The sequence below is a fragment of the Pseudoalteromonas sp. SG43-4 genome, from assembly GCF_014164325.1.
Taxonomy (GTDB): domain Bacteria; phylum Pseudomonadota; class Gammaproteobacteria; order Enterobacterales; family Alteromonadaceae; genus Pseudoalteromonas; species Pseudoalteromonas distincta.
Genome location: NZ_JACJFB010000024.1, coordinates 40,037 through 57,391 on the forward strand (window position 1 = coordinate 40,037; position 17,355 = coordinate 57,391).

Below are 17,355 nucleotides of genomic sequence, written 5' to 3' on the forward strand. Positions count from 1 at the left end.
ATTTTTATTAAAGGACATTATGAAAAAATATTTACTAAGTGTTGCGGCAGCTGCATTCATTTTTCCTCTTCATTCTGCCGAGGCAAGTAACGATAACGATGCATTTTTAGATGCCGAAAAAAAAGTAAGGTACGGCAGTTACCAAGACTTTAAACAAGCGGTTAGTAACCTAAATCATCCGTTAAAACCTTATGTTGAAAAAACGTATTGGCAACGCCATCCGAGCATTAAACATCAGGCAGAAATAGAAGAATATTTAAATATATACCAGCATACGCCGCTTGAGTGGCCGGTCCGTAAAGCGTGGTTAGAGTATTTAAAAGATAACAACGAAAAGGCGGCGTATATCCGCAACTATCGTGAAACGTCTAATACGGAGCTTACTTGTACTTATTTAGATTTTCAGCTTGATTTAGGTGCGCCCGAAAAGGCAATTCTAAATCAGGTGACCGACTTATGGGCTGTAGGTAAATCGCAACCTAATGGTTGTGATAGTTTATTTTCTACGTGGCGTAAAAAAGGCTACATGAAAGAAGAAACGGTTTGGAAGCGTGTAACACTTGCTGCACAAGGCGGAACGCAAAGCTTATTACCTTACTTAAAAACTTTATTACCAAGTAAGGAGCGTTACTTAGCTGACTTATATTTAAAAGTGCGAAAAGATCCAAGCGCAGCCGCTGGATTATATAGATATAAAAACAAGTCGGCTAAAGAAGGGCAAATAGCTATTTATGGTGTTAAGCGTTTGGTTTGGCGCGATAAAGAGCTAGCTTTAAAAGCATGGGAAAAGCTAGAAAAAATATTTAAGTACAGCGATGAAGAAAAAGCGGATGTGTATTACACTTTTGCATTGTCACTTGCCTCTAGCGGGCATAAACAAGCGAGCTTTTGGCTAAATAAAGTGCCAAAAGAGCGACTAGACAGCAAGCTTATTCAGTGGCAACTGGGCAATATGCTCAAAACCCAAGATTGGGAAGGGATTGCTGCATTTTTTACAGGTAAAGAAAATTTAAGTCTTGGTCAGCAATATTGGTTAGCTTATAGCTATGCACAACGTGGCGAGCAACAAAAAGCAGACGACATTTGGAAAAAAGTAGCGGCTAATCGTGATTATTACGGCTTTTTAGCCGCAGCACGTTTGGGGTTGCCCGTTGATTTAAATAATCAGCCTTTAGCAGTCGATAAGGTACTTGTAGATAAAGTGAGTAATGCACCAGGCTTTAAGCGTGCAAAAGCACTTTATGATATTGAGCGCTTTACGTCGGCGCGCCGTGAATGGAATTACTTAACGGATACCTCTAGCGATGAAGAAAAGCTGGCAGCATCACAGTTATCTACCGATTTAGGTTGGCACGACAGTACTATTTTTACTTTAGCAAAAATTAAAGCATGGGATAATGTAGAGCAACGTTTTCCGTTTGCGTTTCAAGATGTTTTTGAGCGCTACAGTAAACGTAGCAAGATAGATGTTGCTTGGAGTATTGCTATTGCAAGGCGCGAAAGCTCTTTTGCGCCAGATGCACGCTCGCATGCTAATGCGCGTGGTTTAATGCAGTTATTACCTAGTACTGCTGAGTATGTAAACAAAGGCAGTGTGACAAGTAGTCGTTTATATCAACCTAAAACAAATATTAGGTTAGGTACGAGTTACTTACAGTACTTAAAAAAGAAAAACCATGGCAATGAAGTGCTGGCTACAGCTTCTTATAATGCGGGTTATCACCGTATAAAGCGTTGGTTACCTGATGACGCTATTCCGGCTGAGTTATGGGTAGAGCTTATTCCGTATCGCGAAACCCGCGATTACGTAAAAAATGTATTTGCGTACAGGCAGGTTTACCATACAAGAATGGGCCGAGAAGGTAATGTATTAGCGCCGCTACTCGAAATGAAAATGGGCGGTTGAATATATGATACCAATCGACCAATAACTTAACACGATAGGTATAGGTATAGGTATTAATAAGGGGGGATGTTTACATGTTAAATATCCCCCTTTTTTGAGCGCTTAGGGTAATACCAATTTTATTAAAAACATGATCATTCTAGCGTATTAAATAACTCAATAACTGCGTTAAAAATTATTTATATAGAACAACTATGTATCATAATTTTAGCCTTGTTATTAAGCTATTTTCTTATCGCTATAATAGATCATTAATTTAATGCAATTGGTATAAGTGATAGACTCATAGCAAGTTAAATTTAACAGATGGATTAACAATGGATAAATTAGCCGTTTTATACGCCGAACATATTGCAACACTGCAACAGCGTACTCGTACAATTTGTAATAGCGAAGGGTTAGAAGGATTAGTAATTCATTCAGGCCAAGCTAAGCGCCAGTTTTTAGATGATATGTATTATCCATTTAAAGTTAATCCACAGTTTAAAGCGTGGTTACCGGTTATTGACAATCCTCATTGCTGGATTGTGGTAAATGGCAGCGACAAGCCAAAACTCATATTTTATCGCCCGGTAGATTTTTGGCATAAAGTACCAGACGAGCCTCGCGACTTTTGGGCTGAGTACTTTGATATAGAGCTACTACTTCAGCCTGATCAAGTAGAAAAGTTATTACCATATGATAAAGCTAAATATGCTTACATGGGTGAATACATTGAAGTAGCGCAAGCACTTGGTTTTAGTATTATGAACCCTGAGCCTGTACTTAACTATTTTCATTACCACCGCGCTTATAAAACCCAGTACGAACTTGAATGTTTACGCAACGCTAACCGCATTGCAGTAGATGGGCATAAAGCTGCACGCGATACATTCTTTAATGGTGGTAGCGAGTTCGACATTCAGCAAGCGTACTTAATGGCGACACGTCAAAGCGAAAATGAAATGCCGTACGGCAACATTGTTGCGCTTAACGAAAACTGCGCTATTTTGCACTACACGCACTTTGATCCAAGAGTGCCACACACCCACAACTCATTTTTAATTGATGCCGGTGCAAACTTTAATGGTTACGCTGCTGATATTACTCGTACGTATGATTTTAAAAAGCAGGGTGAGTTTGCTGAGCTTGTACAAGCGATGACTGTTCAACAAATCGAGTTAGGTAAAGGTTTAAAGCCGGGTATGCTTTATGGTGATTTACACGTTGAATGCCATAACCGTATCGCACAAATACTCAGTGACTTTAAAATTGTTAACCTACCCGCGGAGGAAATTGTTGAGCGTAAAATTACATCTACTTTCTTCCCGCATGGACTAGGACATCACCTAGGTTTACAAGTGCATGATATGGGCGGTTTTATGAGTGACGAAAAGGGCACACATCAACCATCGCCTGAAGGGCATCCGTTCTTGCGTTGTACTCGCCTGATCGAAAAAAACCAAGTGTTTACTATTGAGCCAGGTTTATACTTTATTGATTCATTGCTTGGTGATTTAGCGCAAACCGATAATAAGCAGTTTATTAACTGGGAAAAGGTAGAGTCATTTAAACCATTTGGCGGCATTCGTATTGAAGATAACATTATTGTTCACGAAGATAGCCTAGAGAATATGACGCGTAATTTAGAACTCGATTAATTTCTATAAAGACGAGTTAGCGAATAAACGTTAAAATATGCATATGAACGGGGCCTTTAGGCCCCATTTTTAATTGAGCTTTTAATATGTCTGAATATAAATATCCTGCTGCTGACGTTTTTCATCAAGAAGAAATAAAAAAAAGTACGTTTATAGTCCACATTGCACACACCCCCGATTTAAATTCAGCAAAAACATTTATTAAAAGCATTGAAGAAAAGTATAGCGATGCACGTCATAACTGCTGGGCACATGTGGCAGGCAACCCCGGTGGCAGCCATGTTTATGGTTTTTCGGATGATGGTGAACCTAATGGCACTGCAGGAAAGCCTATGCTAAATGTGCTGGTGGGTTCGGGCCTTGGCGAAATTACTGCCGTGGTGACACGTTATTTTGGCGGCATAAAATTAGGCACCGGCGGACTAGTACGTGCTTATGGTGGCTCATTAAATAATGCACTAGTAAAATTGCAAACGGTGCTTAAAGTTCCCTGCGTTGAAATTACTGGGAGTAGTGAGTACAGCATGCAAGGCGCGATTGAGCAGTTATTAAAAACAAAGTATCAAGTGCTTAATATTGATAAGCAATTTACTGCTAATATTGAGTGGGTGATTACAATCGATAGCCGCGAAGCCAAGCAAGCAGTCAAAGATATTTTTGATTTAAGTCACGGCGCAGTTGAGTTAACTATTAAAGAGTAATAACCTACACAAATTGCATATAATGCATACTGACCCTATTTAATTTGGTTGATACTACTCAGCCTGAATTTACTAATAATAAAAGCGACAAGCTAAATGCAATTTCGTACCATCATAAAAATTCTTGGCCAACTTGTTGCGCTGTTTAGTATTACCATGGTGCCTCCGGCACTGGTGTCTTTAATATACAAAGACGGCGGTGGTGTTCCTTTTGTTTTAGCATTTATCTTTAGTGTTGTTATTGGCATGATGGCTTATTACCCAAACCGCCATGAAAACGGTGATTTAAAAGCACGTGAAGGCTTTTTAATTGTTGTTTTGTTTTGGCTGGTACTTGGGGCGTTTGCGTCCTTGCCGCTTATCTTTTTACAAGAACCTAACTTATCGCTCGCCGATGCGGTATTTGAAGCATTTTCTGGCTTAACAACCACCGGCGCTACGGTGCTTACCGGTATTGAGTATTTACCCAAGTCGGTATTGTTTTATCGCCAGCAACTCCAGTGGTTTGGCGGTATGGGTATAATCGTACTCGCTGTTGCTATACTCCCAATGCTAGGTGTTGGTGGTATGCAGTTGTACCGCGCTGAAATACCAGGGCCTGTAAAAGATTCTAAAATGACCCCGCGAATTGCCGATACTGCAAAGCACCTTTGGTATATTTATGTGTCGTTGACTATTACTTGTATGCTGGCTTATTGGGCTGCGGGAATGGAGTGGTTTGATGCTATATGCCATGCATTCTCAACGGTGGCGATAGGTGGTTTTTCTACTTACGACGCCTCCATGGGGCACTTTGACAGCCCTGTAATTAACTTTATTTGTGTGTTCTTTTTAATTATTGCCGCTGTTAACTTCTCCCTGCATTACGCCGCAGTGGCGAGCCGAAATATACAAGTTTATATTAGAGACCCAGAGTTTAAGGTGTTTTTGTGTATTCAATTAGCGCTGGTGGTTATTTGTTTTACCGTACTTTCCTCTAACGAAATATTTGCTAATGGCGATGAAACCCTCGATCAGGCGTTATTTCAAGCTGTTTCAATGAGTACAACAGCAGGCTTTGCTACTGATAACTTTTCAACATGGCCTTTGTTTTTACCTATTTTACTTATATTTTCGAGCTTTATTGGTGGCTGTGCAGGCTCTACCGGTGGTGGTATGAAAGTAGTGCGCGTATTTTTACTTTATTTGCAGGGCGTGCGTGAGCTCAATCGTTTAGTGCACCCACGGGCTATATATTCAATCAAGCTGGGTCGTAAGGCGTTGCCAGACAAAGTAGTAGAAGCCGTGTGGGGATTTTTCTCTGCATATGCGCTTGTATTTATTATTATCATGTTAGCGCTTATGGGCACGGGTATGGATAACATAACTGCGTTCTCAGCCACTGCGGCTTGTTTAAATAACTTAGGGCCTGGCTTAGGAGATGTAGCGTCGCATTATGGTGCTATAACCGATGGTGCTAAATGGTTGCTTACTATTGCAATGGTGTTTGGTCGCCTAGAAATATTTACTTTATTAGTGTTATTTACGCCTACTTTTTGGCGTGGATAAACGAGCGGCTTAAGTTTTAAATTACAAAATATTGGAAAAAGGGATATGCCAACAAATTTAGAAAAGCTAAAGCATATAGGTGTAGGCAGTTTAGTTGACCTAGAAATATTAACACCTACAAGCAGTAAGCGTGTTAAAACTGAATTAGTTGGTTTACTCGATAAACAGTTTATTATTTTAAATTATCCCAATGCTAAGCGTTTACCTGCAGCGAGTGACTATTTACGTGATGGTGTAATGGTTGTTGTAAGAGCACTGATTGAAGGCAGTGGCGGGCAAGTTATTGCGTTTCGCCAGCAAATTATGTCAGTAGCCTCTCATCCCGCTAAACTCGTCTTTATTAATTTTCCTAAGCAAGTGCAGCTATTTGCGCTACGCTCGCAAACACGCATACCTACCTTGTTACCTGCAAAGCTAAAACTAAGTGACGATAGAGTGCTTGAAGGCCTTATTAAAGACATTTCACTCACTGGTGTAATGTTTGATATTAGAGGCGATCAGCAAGCTGAAGGTATTAAAGATATGCAATGCACTGTCGTACTCAATAGTAGTGATAAAGATTTTGAAGGTGAAATTTGCAGTGTTAAAGAGCATGTCGCAGGTGTGCACTGCGGAATTAAGCTATTAGCAAGCGAGGATGAAATGAAAACCTTTATGAAAGAGCATTTTATAGACCCATCTGCGCTTGAGCCCACCGTTGACTAAATCGTTTTTCGCTTATTTGCAACAAAATGTCGTTTTACGTGAGTATTTATAAAGTGTTTTTTTGTTTTTATATAATTAAAAATATTATTCATATAAAACAATGTGTTATGTATTTTTGTTATGGCTTGTTTTTTGTTGTTATAGCTACTTCGTTAAAATTAACCTTAATTATTTTTTAAAATCCCTCCTTTTATAGCTCTACATTTTAAAATGTATCTTTTTATATAAACATAACTATTTGTTTTTAATGACTTTAGTTTTTCACCTCTAAAGCGTGTTGCGAAAAGGCAACAGTAATGACTCTGAAAATTCCTCCTTATTGTATGTTTTGTTTTTAACTTGTTGAAAGTTAATGGCTTTTCAATGTTGGCATTTAAGTTGTAATAGTCAGGGTGTACTGAACGAAATCGTGATTCAAAGTGAAACACTTAATCGCACACACATAAATTTGAAGGATACATATTATGAAAAGCATTAATAAAACTTTAGCACTTATCGCTATTGCATCTTCTTCAGCCGCTTTTGCAGCAACAGATTTTGACACACTTGATGTAGACGGCAGTGGCACAATTAGCCAAGCAGAAGCATCAGTAGACGCAAAATTAATGAGCATGTTTTCTGAGCTTGATACTGACCAAAATGGTGAGTTATCAAAAGAAGAATTTTCAGAAGCTTAATTAAAAAGTATTTATCCTGAGTTGCCAAAGACAACCTAAGTAGGCAAGGGAGCTTACGAAAGAGGATAACAAGGAAGTGAAAAATTACGTTTTAAGTTAAACGAAGCAATTTTTTTGATAGAACATTGAAGGATTAAGTTATGAAACATTTAAATAAAGCATTAGCACTTATAGTACTAGCATCTTCTTCAGCTGCATTTGCAGCATCAGATTTTGACAGCCTTGATATCGATGGTAGCGGCACAATTAGCCCAAGCGAAGCGGCTGTCGATACCGATTTAATGGCTGAATTTATTGAGCTAGATACCGACGGTAGCGGCGAGCTTTCTAAAGAAGAATTCGCTAATTACTAATCTTTTTTCAGATTAAACATTTTTCACAGTCAGGGATCTTTGAAAAGGACTTCCCATATTACTAGGAATATTATTATGAAAACATTCAATACAACACTTGCAGTTATCGTTTTAGCATCTTCATCAGCAGCATATGCTGCAGTAGATTTTGCCTCTTTTGATGCAGATGGCGACGGTGCGATTACAATGGAAGAAGCGAAGGTTAACCCTCAACTTGTGAAGATTTTTGATGATTTAGATACTGATGGAAATGGTGAAATCTCTAAAGAAGAGTTTTCAAAGGTACAGTAATCAATATTCGAAGATACTCCACTAAAGCCGCCTTAGTCAGCGGCTTTTTTGTATTTTAAATTAACTAATTAGCGTAACTAGTTAAAGGAATATAGCACTTACTTGGAATAGTTTTTCTACAACGGTAATATGTTTTTTGTCGATTAAAAACATAATGACATGATCGCCCGACATAATAATTGTATCATCGTGAGCTATCAGTACATCGTCATTACGTACTATTGCGCCAATAGTTGTACCCGCAGGAAGTTTTATGTCGGCAATCGCACGACCAACCACTTTAGATGTGCTTTCATCACCATGAGCTACCGCTTCTATGGCTTCTGCTGCGCCTTTACGCAGTGAATACACGTTAACAATATCACCACGGCGTACGTGCGTTAATAACGCTGATATAGTTGCTTGTTGTGGCGATATGGCAATGTCTATTTCGCCGCCTTGTACCAAATCAACGTAAGCTCCACGCTGGATAAGCACCATGGTTTTCTGTGCGCCCATACGTTTTGCAAGCATGGCCGACATAATGTTTGCTTCATCGTCATTGGTTACGGCAATAAACACATCTACTTGTTCAATATGCTCTTCTGAGAGCAGTTCTTGATCAGATGCGTCACCACAAAAAACGACCGTGTTATCGAGCATTTCTGAGAGTTGCTCAGCACGTTCTTTACTGCGTTCAATTAGTTTAACGGTGTGGTTTTTTTCAAGTGAGCGGGCAAGGCCTGCCCCAATGTTACCGCCACCAGCTATCATAATTTTTTTGTACGAACGCTCAAGTTTTTGTAGCTCGTTCATTACTGCGCGTATATGTTTTGTAGCGGCAATAAAGAATACTTCGTCATCGGCTTCAATAACGGTGGTACCCAATGGTTTTATTGCTTTACCTTGACGATAAATAGCGGCAACACGAGTTTCTACATTAGGAATATGTTCTTTAAGTGCAGATAACGCATAACCTACAAGTAAACCGCCATAGTAAGCTTTTACGGCTACTAACGAGAGCATGCCATCAGCAAACTGCAATACTTGCAGAGCACCAGGGTAGTCAATTAAACGGCGAATATACTTAGTGACCAGTGCTTCGGGAGCAATGTAATGATCGATTGGTAAATCATCGTTTTGAAAAAGTTTTTCGCGGTATTTTAAGTATTGCTCTGAGCGAATACGAGCAATTTTAGTAGGCGTTTTAAAAATACTGTATGCCACTTGGCATGCAACCATGTTCACTTCATCTGAACTGGTTACCGCTATAATCATATCGGCATCTTCAGCACCTGCGCGGCGTAATACATCAGGATGCGCGCTGTGGCCCATAACCCCTTGTAAGTCGTACTTATCTTGAAGTTCACGTAATCGGTTACCGTCTATATCAACAACGGTAATTTCGTTTTGTTCGCCAACTAAGTTTTCAGCAAGCGTAGCACCAACTTGCCCGGCACCGAGTATAATTATTTTCATTATTTACCCGTGGTATTGATCATAATTTAATTAAAAAAATAGCCATTTAATGTTTCATAAATGGCTAACTATTTAGTGTACGGCTATTAGGCTTTTTTAACTAGCTTAGCGTAATAAAATCCATCACTTTCACCGGGCAGTAACTGCAAACCTGGCGTTGTTACGGTATCGTTTTCGTGTAGAGGTATATGTTCTACATCATCGTTATTAGCTAAAAACTTAGCAACTTGCTGTTGGTTTTCTTGTGGAAGAACCGAACACGTAGCATATACCAATGTGCCACCTGGTTTTAACAGTGGCCAAATGCTATCAAGAATATCGCTTTGTAACTTGGCTAAGTCTTCGATATCTGATGCGCGACGTAACCATTTTATGTCAGGGTGACGGCGAATTACGCCAGTGGCCGAACAAGGCACATCAAGTAAAATACGATCAAATAATTTTTCATCCCACCAGGTATGTGGTTGCGATGCATCGCCACATTGTAGGTCTGCACCTAAGCCAATACGAGTTAAGTTTTGCTTAACACGTTCAAGGCGAGTTGAGTCGCTATCAAGTGCAAGTACATCAGCATCAGCAAGCTCTAAAATATGACATGTTTTACCGCCAGGGGCTGCGCAGGCATCCAAAATATAGTCGTCTGCTTTAGGTTCTAAAAAGCGGGCTGCCAACTGTGCTGCAGCATCTTGTACTGAACATGCACCTGTATCAAACTCAGGTAACGAAAATACATCACGTGGTTTGGCAAGCTTAATCCCATCAATAAAATCAGGGTTTAAGGTGTGTTCAATATCGTTAGCGCTAAGCATGTCACTGTATTCTTGCGTGCTAAATTGGGCTTGATTGACACGAAGCCACATTGGCGCTTGTTGCTGGTTTTCTTCAAGTAGTGCTTCCCAGCTATCTGGGTAGGCTGTTTGCACCTGTTTAATAAACCAATTTGGATGGTTGTATAAACATACCGGAATAAGCTTCGCTTTTTCTTCAAGCTCAGCTTGTTGACGCTGAAAGCTACGTAAAATTGCGTTTATCAGTCCTTTTAATCCTAAAGCGCGTAGTTGAGCCAGTGCGTTAACCGTTTCTGAAATGGCAGCATGAGGTGGTACGCGCATATGCTGCAGTTGATAAATACCTACGTATAATAAAAACTGAAATATTCTACGTTTACCTTTTAATGGCTGCTCTACTAAGTGTTGGCAGTAATTTTCAAGGCTCGGTAAGTAGCGTAAAACGCCATAACAAATTTGCTGTAGCAACGCTTTATCTTTAGGCGGCAAGCCTTGGCTTGCAAATGGAAGTTCTTGATTAAGCGATGCGCCTTTATCAACTACGTTATATAAAGTTTCAGCGGCAAGCGCTCGTATGTTTGGAACATTACTCATTGTTTTCGCCTAATATTGTGCCAGGAGTAACCCAGTCACTACGACCATTTAAAAAGTCGTTAATTGCCATTGGTTTTTTACCTTGCGGCTGTAATTGCGTAATACATAAAGCGTGTTCGCCACACGCCACTACTACGCCATTTTTGTCGCTTGATAAAATTTGCCCAGGATCACCTGATTGCAGCATAACCTGCGCTTGATGAATCTTTACTGTTTGCCCACCCATTTGGGTAAAGCACATTGGCCACGGGTTAAAAGAGCGAATGTTTCGCTCGATTTGAAGCGCACTCATGGACCAGTCGATATCAGCTTCCTCTTTAGAAAGCTTTTTAGCGTAGTTAGCAAGTTCATCGTTTTGAGGTTCAGGGGTGATCTCACCATTAGCTAATTTATTAATGGTTTCAATTAACGCATCTGGACCTAGCTCAGCAAGCTTTGTATATAAGCTTGCGCTAGTTTCTGTTGTGCTAATAGGGCAGCGGCTTATATGTAGCATATCGCCGGTATCTAGCCCTTCATCCATTTGCATTATTGTTACGCCGGTTTGTTCATCACCTGCCCAAATTGCGCGTTGAATAGGTGCAGCACCGCGCCAGCGCGGTAATATAGAGCCATGCACATTTAAACAACCTAAACGTGGCGCTTCTAAAATAGCTTTAGGTAAAATTAAGCCATATGCTACAACAATCATAATGTCGGCATTTAAGCTTGTTAGCTCAGCTAGTGCTTCATCATTTTTTAATGACTGTGGCTGAAAAACCGGTAAGTTGTGCTCAAGCGCTAGCTCTTTCACTTCACTGGCTTTTAATTTTTTACCACGACCTGCAGGGCGATCTGGCTGGCTATATACACCCACTATTTGGTGTTCGCTTTGTATCAGCGCTTGTAAATGACGTGCGGCAAAGTCCGGCGTACCGGCAAATATAATGCGTAATGGTTGAGTCACTGAGTTTTCCTAAGGTGCTTATTACTGTTCTGCAAACTTGGCTTCTTTTTCAAGCTTTTTACGAATACGTTGGCGCTTTAATGGAGATAAGTAATCAATGAATAGCTTACCTTGAAGGTGATCTAGTTCATGTTGAATACAAATAGCCAATAATTCATCTGCATCTAATACAAATTCTTCACCGTTTTCGTTAAGTGCAGCGACTGTTACTGTTTCTGCGCGATCTACTTTTGCATACGAGTTAGGTACTGATAAACAGCCTTCTTCGCTAACGGTAGAGCCGTCTTTTTTTATGATTTGTGGATTAATTAATACCAGTGGCTCATTGCGCTCTTCTGATACATCAATAACAACGATTCGTTGATGAATATCTACTTGCGTGGCCGCAAGACCAATGCCATTTTCATCGTACATTGTCTCTAGCATGTCTTTTACAATTTGGCGTACTGTGTCATCAACTTGTACAACATCTTTTGCTACAGTACGTAAACGTTCATCTGGAAATCTTAAAACTTCTAACCTAGCCATAGTTACCTTTTTCACTTGTGCTTAATTTAGGGTATTGTATGCTCTTATTTTAGCCATTCGCGTTCACCTTTAACAGGTTTTGGGCAATAATAATGAAAAAACAATACAAGGAAGCTCGATGAAATCTCCACTACTTGCAATCATGCTTACGTTAAGCGCTGCGTTTCCCGCAGTTGCTGATGTACTTAAAATAAAAAAAGACGCACCAAAACAGTATGTTGTAAAAAAAGGCGATACACTTTGGGATATTTCTGGCATCTATTTAGATGAGCCTTGGCTATGGCCTGAACTTTGGCAAATGAATCCACAAATTGACAACCCACACCTAATTTACCCCGGTGATGCATTAGCGTTGATATACGATGCAGATGGAAACCCACGTTTAGTGATAAATAAAGGATATAGAAAGCTATCTCCTCAGGGTCGTATTACACCAAAAGGGCGTGATGCTATTACTACTTTGCCGCTTGAAATGATCAAACCTTATATCAGTTACGAGCAAGCAATGAACAGTGACGATATTAAAGGCAAACCTTATATTTTAGGTGCAAACGAAAATACTAAAACACAAACGCTAGGCCATATTTTATATGTTAAAGGCGACTTACAAGTACATAAAGCATATGCTATTTACCATAAAGGTGACCCCTACACTGATTTAACCGGTGAAGTGTTAGCAACGCGTGCATCTTATGTGGGTATAGCACGTGCTTTTAGAGCGGGCGATGAGAAAAATGGCGTGCCTTCGTCATTACGCGTTGAGTCTGTTAAACGAGAAATTCAGCAAGGTGATTTTTTAATGCCGGCAATGGAAGGCCAAATGCTTCCTGCGTACTTTGATATACACCGTCCTTTAGAACCTGTAACAGGTAATATTATTGCTTCACCACGCGAAGTTAGAGAATTCAGCACAATGGATGTTGTGGTGCTAAACTTAGGCAGTGAACACAATATAGAAGCGGGTCATGTATTAGATCTAGAGCGTCAATCACCAACGGTTATTGATGGTCCTCGTGGCCCTCGTTATCCAGAAGATTCTAGTAAATATGAGAAGCTTTTATCTGATGTGAGCCAATTATTTGGTGATGAGTCTGACGAACAAAACACAACGTGGACCATGCCTAAAGAAAAAGTTGGTGAGCTAATTGTCTTTAAAGTGTATGACAAAGTAAGTTATGCATTAATAACTAAAAACCAGCACCCAATTCGCATTGGAGATATTGCAGTTATTCATTAAGAAGTAGCGAGTCGGTGCTCTAGGAGAGAGCATGGATCAGTCATCTGGCAAGCTAGCCCACTGGCTTGCCTTTTATATGTGTAAAGGGTTGGGTATAAAAACCCTTTTAGCACTATCTACAAACTATTCCCTTGGGTCGTTATTCGACTTATCTCATGACAAGCTTTTACAGCTTGGGTTAACCGCTAATCAAGCGAGCAATTTACTCAACACCAATTGGCAACAAGTCAGTCATTATGAGCAATTAATAGCGCTGAACAACATTACTGTTGTCTGTATTTTTGATCCGCTTTACCCAGAAGATCTCCGGCAGATTGCCAGTGCGCCTTTATTACTATTTTGCAGGGGAGATGTCTCGTTATTATCAACTCCACAGATTGCAATTGTAGGCAGCCGTAATGCTACACCTACCGGGCTTGAAATAGCCTCAGAATTTGCATACGAGTTAACTTTGGCGGGTATTACGGTTACTTCAGGTATGGCGCGGGGAATAGATGGTGCAGCACATAAAGGCTCTCTTGCTGGTACAGGTAAAACCATAGCGGTGCTTGGTACTGGGGTTGATATTTACTATCCCAAACGCCATAAACTATTAACAAACCAAGTTTTAGAAAGCGGTTTGCTGGTGAGTGAGTTTTTACCAGGCACAGCTGCTCATGCGCACAACTTTCCGCGCCGTAATCGTATTATTTCTGGATTATCGTTAGGAGTGCTTATTGTTGAAGCTGAAATTAAAAGTGGTTCGTTAATTACAGTACGCTATGCGCTTGAACAAAATAAAGAGGTATTTGCAGTACCGGGTTCTATTAAAAACCCGTTAGCGCAGGCTAGTCACTTTTTAATAAAGCAAGGTGCTAAGCTGGTAGAAAACGTGGCTGACATTCTTGATGAGGTGAGTTTCACTTACGACAATAATGTATGTAATAAAGAGCAGCCGATTCAAGCCAATTCTCAATGTGAGGTTTTAAATAGTATTGGCTTTGAAGTAACCAGTGTAGATGACATTGTGCGTCGTGCGCAGTGGCCAATAGATAAAGTACTCAGTAGGTTGCTCGATTTAGAATTAGACGATCAGATTGAGCGAGTGTTAGATGGTTACATCAAGTTAAGCGCAGGAAGGTAATATGTTTGATATTCTTTTGTATCTTTTTGAAAATTACATTCATAGCGAAGCGGATATATTTGCAGAGCAAAATGAGTTAACCGATGAGCTACTGCGTGCTGGCTTTAATAAGCCTGAGATATTTAAAGCTCTTGATTGGTTAGAGCAACTAGCCGATTTACAACACAGCGATGAGTCTCCTTATCTTATTGCTAACCCTAAAGATGCTGTGCGTATATTTACCGATAGTGAATGCCAAAGGCTCAGCGCTGAGTGTCGTGGCTTTTTAATGTTTATTGAACAAATAGGCGTAATTAACAATGTAACACGTGAAATGGTAATGGACTGTTTAGCCTCTCTCGATAAACCAACTATAAGCCTAGAAGACTTAAAGTGGATTGTACTTATGATCTTGTTTAACGTTCCTGGCTCTGAAGAGGCATATGAGCAAATGGAAGATTTGATTTTTGATGAACCCAGCGAACTTCTTCATTAGAGATAATTATCTTGATTGTACTCAAATTACTTAAAAGGATAAGCACGGCATTGCTTGTATCTTTAAGTGGTTTGGGTATATTAGGCGAAAATTCACCAACCTATTAGGATCACCATGAGTAAAATCGACCATTCGCTTTTCTCGGCGAACAAGCACGCCCTCGAAAAAGAATACGAGATATGCCCACAGTGTGGTTCAGAGTTAGTGATCCGCAATAGTAAATCAGGCCCTTTTTTAGGATGCGCAAGTTATCCCAAATGCGACTTTATTAGGCCGCTGGCACATCACGACAGTAACGAAATCAAAATATTAGAAGATTCAGCATGTCCTGAGTGTAGCAAACCGCTGGTGATTAAAAATGGCCGCTATGGTATGTTTATTGGGTGTACGGGCTATCCAGAGTGTCATTACATTGCTAACGAAAATGAAGAAAAGCAAAGCGAAGATACTTTGCCTAGTTGCCCTAAATGCAAAAAAGGTCATTTAGTCGCGCGCAGTAATAAGTTTGGTAAAGTATTTTATTCTTGTGATTGCTACCCAAGTTGTAAATACACGCTTAATAATAAACCGGTTGAACATCCGTGTCCTGAATGTGACTGGCCTATCGTCATAGAAAGAAATATGGCAAACGGCATATTATTGCAATGCCCACAAAAAAGCTGCATGCATAAGCTCACCCCAACTGAATAACGTTTAATTATATCTGGAGACTACTTTGTCAGACCTTTCAAATACGCCCACTGCAATAACATGCTTAACGCAAGGCGAAGTTATTTTATACCCAACAGAAGCTGTATATGGTTTAGGTTGTGATCCAGATAATCAACAAGCCGTTGAGGCACTATTAGCTATTAAGCAGCGCCCGGTTGAAAAAGGGCTTATTTTAATCGCTGATAACTACGGACAATTATTAAAATACGTAGATGATGCAAAAATACCAATGGATAAACGCGCTGATATTTTTTCGAGTTGGCCTGCTGCAATTACATGGGTTATGCCTGCATCTAAAAATACGCCTAAATGGCTCACAGGGCAGTTTGATACCATCGCGGTAAGAGTAACAAACCATCCAACAGTAAAGCGTTTGTGCCAAGAGTTTGGTAAGCCATTAGTATCAACCAGTGCAAACTTAACCGGTCAAGAAACGGTAATTAGTATTGAGCAAGCCAAAGCGCAATTTGCAGAACAAGTTGGCTTTTACGTTGACGAGCCGTTAGGTGGTAATACTCAACCAAGCACAATAAAAGACGCCATGACTGGCAAAATATTTAGAGGTTAATATGCAAAGCGAATTATTAAATCAAGTAAAAGCATACTTTATGGCTTTGCAAGACACTATTTGCCAAGGTTTGGAGGCTGCAGATGGCAGTGCTAAATTTATAGAAGATAACTGGCAGCGAGCAGAAGGCGGTGGTGGTCGTACACGCGTAACCACTAATGGCACTGTAATAGAGCAAGGCGGAGTTAATTACTCTCATGTATTTGGCGCTTCAATGCCTGGTTCGGCAACAGCACACAGACCAGAGCTTGCAGGGCGCAGCTTTCATGCGTGTGGTGTGTCGTTAGTTATTCACCCTAAAAACCCTCATGTACCAACAAGTCATGCCAATGTGCGCTTTTTTATAGCCGAAAAAGAAGGCGAAGAGCCAATATGGTGGTTTGGTGGCGGGTTTGATCTCACTCCTTTTTATCCAGTATTAGAAGACGTACAACATTGGCATCAAGTTGCTCACGACATTTGTGCGCCTTTTGGCAGCGACGTTTATCCAAAATACAAAACCTGGTGCGACGAGTACTTTTATTTAAAGCACAGAGATGAGACTCGCGGAGTAGGCGGTTTATTCTTTGACGATTTAAACGAACTTGGTTTTGAAAAGAGTTTTGCGTTTATGCAATCGGTGGGTAATGGATTTTTAGATGCCTATTTACCTATTATTGGACGTCGCAAAAATGACGAATACACAGAGCAACAACGTGATTTTCAGCTTTATCGTCGCGGGCGCTACGTTGAGTTTAATTTAGTATGGGATAGGGGCACTTTATTTGGATTACAAAGTGGCGGGCGCACTGAGTCTATATTAATGTCTATGCCACCACTTGCACGCTGGGAATATAACTATAAACCAGAGCCAAGTAGCCCAGAAGCTAACCTATATCAGTATTACTTACGCCCGCAAGAGTGGTTAACGAGTCAACCAAGTGAGCTGATAGCCAGAGAGTGGCAATTATAAAAATTAAACAATAATCAAAAAGGCGCTAATTAGCTGTCTCTTATACACAAATCCCTGCTAAGAAATTAGCGGGGATTTTTTTGAACTAAATCTCAATGTCATGATCAGATCTTCAAATCTTGTTTGAGGGCACATTATGATTAACGAACATACT

18 protein-coding genes are annotated in these 17,355 nt (G+C 40.2%); 14 read left to right on the forward strand and 4 right to left on the reverse strand.

Features of this window, described 5'->3' with window-relative positions; genetic code table 11:
• Nucleotides 1-19: 19 nt before the first annotated feature.
• The 8 genes from H5160_RS18060 to H5160_RS18095 all read left to right on the forward strand — a co-directional run bounded on the left by H5160_RS18060 (nucleotide 20) and on the right by H5160_RS18095 (nucleotide 7,821).
• Nucleotides 20-1,906, forward strand: a complete 1,887-nt coding sequence (locus H5160_RS18060; RefSeq protein ID WP_149601906.1) for a transglycosylase SLT domain-containing protein — start codon at nucleotides 20-22, stop codon at nucleotides 1,904-1,906.
• 317 nt (nucleotides 1,907-2,223) lie between these two features.
• Nucleotides 2,224-3,546 (forward strand): Xaa-Pro dipeptidase, encoded by a 1,323-nt coding sequence (pepQ, locus tag H5160_RS18065; protein WP_182738243.1) that lies wholly within the window; start codon nucleotides 2,224-2,226, stop codon nucleotides 3,544-3,546.
• Nucleotides 3,547-3,632: 86 nt separating this feature from the next.
• Entirely contained in the window at nucleotides 3,633-4,247 is a 615-nt protein-coding gene (locus H5160_RS18070; RefSeq protein WP_182734642.1) for a YigZ family protein, read from the forward strand.
• A 96-nt stretch (nucleotides 4,248-4,343) separates the two neighbouring features.
• The gene (locus H5160_RS18075; protein ID WP_004335179.1) at nucleotides 4,344-5,795 is read left to right on the forward strand and encodes a TrkH family potassium uptake protein; all 1,452 of its coding nucleotides are present in this window, start codon (nucleotides 4,344-4,346) and stop codon (nucleotides 5,793-5,795) included.
• Between the two features lie 45 nt (nucleotides 5,796-5,840).
• Nucleotides 5,841-6,500, forward strand: coding sequence for a flagellar brake protein (locus H5160_RS18080; RefSeq protein ID WP_024597190.1), 660 nt, complete (start codon nucleotides 5,841-5,843; stop codon nucleotides 6,498-6,500).
• Nucleotides 6,501-6,964: 464 nt separating this feature from the next.
• The gene (locus H5160_RS18085; protein WP_004335175.1) at nucleotides 6,965-7,177 is read left to right on the forward strand and encodes an EF-hand domain-containing protein; all 213 of its coding nucleotides are present in this window, start codon (nucleotides 6,965-6,967) and stop codon (nucleotides 7,175-7,177) included.
• Nucleotides 7,178-7,317: 140 nt separating this feature from the next.
• Nucleotides 7,318-7,530: a calmodulin gene (locus H5160_RS18090; RefSeq protein WP_004335174.1), complete on the forward strand. Its 213-nt coding sequence runs from the start codon at nucleotides 7,318-7,320 to the stop codon at nucleotides 7,528-7,530.
• Nucleotides 7,531-7,605: 75 nt separating this feature from the next.
• A complete protein-coding gene (locus H5160_RS18095) occupies nucleotides 7,606-7,821 on the forward strand; it encodes an EF-hand domain-containing protein (RefSeq protein ID WP_024597191.1) in 216 nt (71 codons plus the stop codon).
• Nucleotides 7,822-7,902: 81 nt separating this feature from the next.
• Here H5160_RS18095 and trkA read toward each other — a convergent pair whose 3' ends face one another.
• From trkA to def, 4 genes are all read right to left on the reverse strand, one after another.
• Nucleotides 7,903-9,279: a Trk system potassium transporter TrkA gene (trkA, locus tag H5160_RS18100; RefSeq protein ID WP_154904167.1), complete on the reverse strand. Its 1,377-nt coding sequence runs from the start codon at nucleotides 9,277-9,279 to the stop codon at nucleotides 7,903-7,905.
• Nucleotides 9,280-9,365: 86 nt separating this feature from the next.
• Nucleotides 9,366-10,661, reverse strand: a complete 1,296-nt coding sequence (rsmB, locus tag H5160_RS18105) for a 16S rRNA (cytosine(967)-C(5))-methyltransferase RsmB (protein WP_182738244.1) — start codon at nucleotides 10,659-10,661, stop codon at nucleotides 9,366-9,368.
• A complete protein-coding gene (gene fmt, locus H5160_RS18110; RefSeq protein ID WP_182738246.1) occupies nucleotides 10,654-11,607 on the reverse strand; it encodes a methionyl-tRNA formyltransferase in 954 nt (317 codons plus the stop codon). Before fmt ends, rsmB begins: the two co-directional genes overlap by 8 nt.
• Before the next feature lie 21 nt (nucleotides 11,608-11,628).
• Nucleotides 11,629-12,135, reverse strand: a complete 507-nt coding sequence (gene def, locus H5160_RS18115; protein ID WP_004335162.1) for a peptide deformylase — start codon at nucleotides 12,133-12,135, stop codon at nucleotides 11,629-11,631.
• Nucleotides 12,136-12,253: 118 nt separating this feature from the next.
• On the opposite strand from def, the gene H5160_RS18120 reads away from it, so the two are divergent.
• The 6 genes from H5160_RS18120 (at nucleotide 12,254) to hemF (ending at nucleotide 17,201) form a co-directional block, all read left to right on the forward strand.
• A complete protein-coding gene (locus H5160_RS18120) occupies nucleotides 12,254-13,372 on the forward strand; it encodes a LysM peptidoglycan-binding domain-containing protein (protein ID WP_182696205.1) in 1,119 nt (372 codons plus the stop codon).
• 31 nt (nucleotides 13,373-13,403) lie between these two features.
• Nucleotides 13,404-14,495, forward strand: a complete 1,092-nt coding sequence (dprA, locus tag H5160_RS18125; RefSeq protein WP_182738248.1) for a DNA-processing protein DprA — start codon at nucleotides 13,404-13,406, stop codon at nucleotides 14,493-14,495.
• A 1-nt stretch (nucleotide 14,496) separates the two neighbouring features.
• Nucleotides 14,497-14,970: a DUF494 family protein gene (locus tag H5160_RS18130; protein WP_004335158.1), complete on the forward strand. Its 474-nt coding sequence runs from the start codon at nucleotides 14,497-14,499 to the stop codon at nucleotides 14,968-14,970.
• Nucleotides 14,971-15,084: 114 nt separating this feature from the next.
• Entirely contained in the window at nucleotides 15,085-15,660 is a 576-nt protein-coding gene (locus H5160_RS18135; RefSeq protein ID WP_182738250.1) for a type I DNA topoisomerase, read from the forward strand.
• Nucleotides 15,661-15,685: 25 nt separating this feature from the next.
• The gene (locus H5160_RS18140; protein WP_004335153.1) at nucleotides 15,686-16,249 is read left to right on the forward strand and encodes an L-threonylcarbamoyladenylate synthase; all 564 of its coding nucleotides are present in this window, start codon (nucleotides 15,686-15,688) and stop codon (nucleotides 16,247-16,249) included.
• A gap of 1 nt (nucleotide 16,250) precedes the next feature.
• Nucleotides 16,251-17,201 (forward strand): oxygen-dependent coproporphyrinogen oxidase, encoded by a 951-nt coding sequence (hemF, locus tag H5160_RS18145; protein WP_182716734.1) that lies wholly within the window; start codon nucleotides 16,251-16,253, stop codon nucleotides 17,199-17,201.
• The last annotated feature ends 154 nt before the right edge of the window (nucleotides 17,202-17,355 follow it).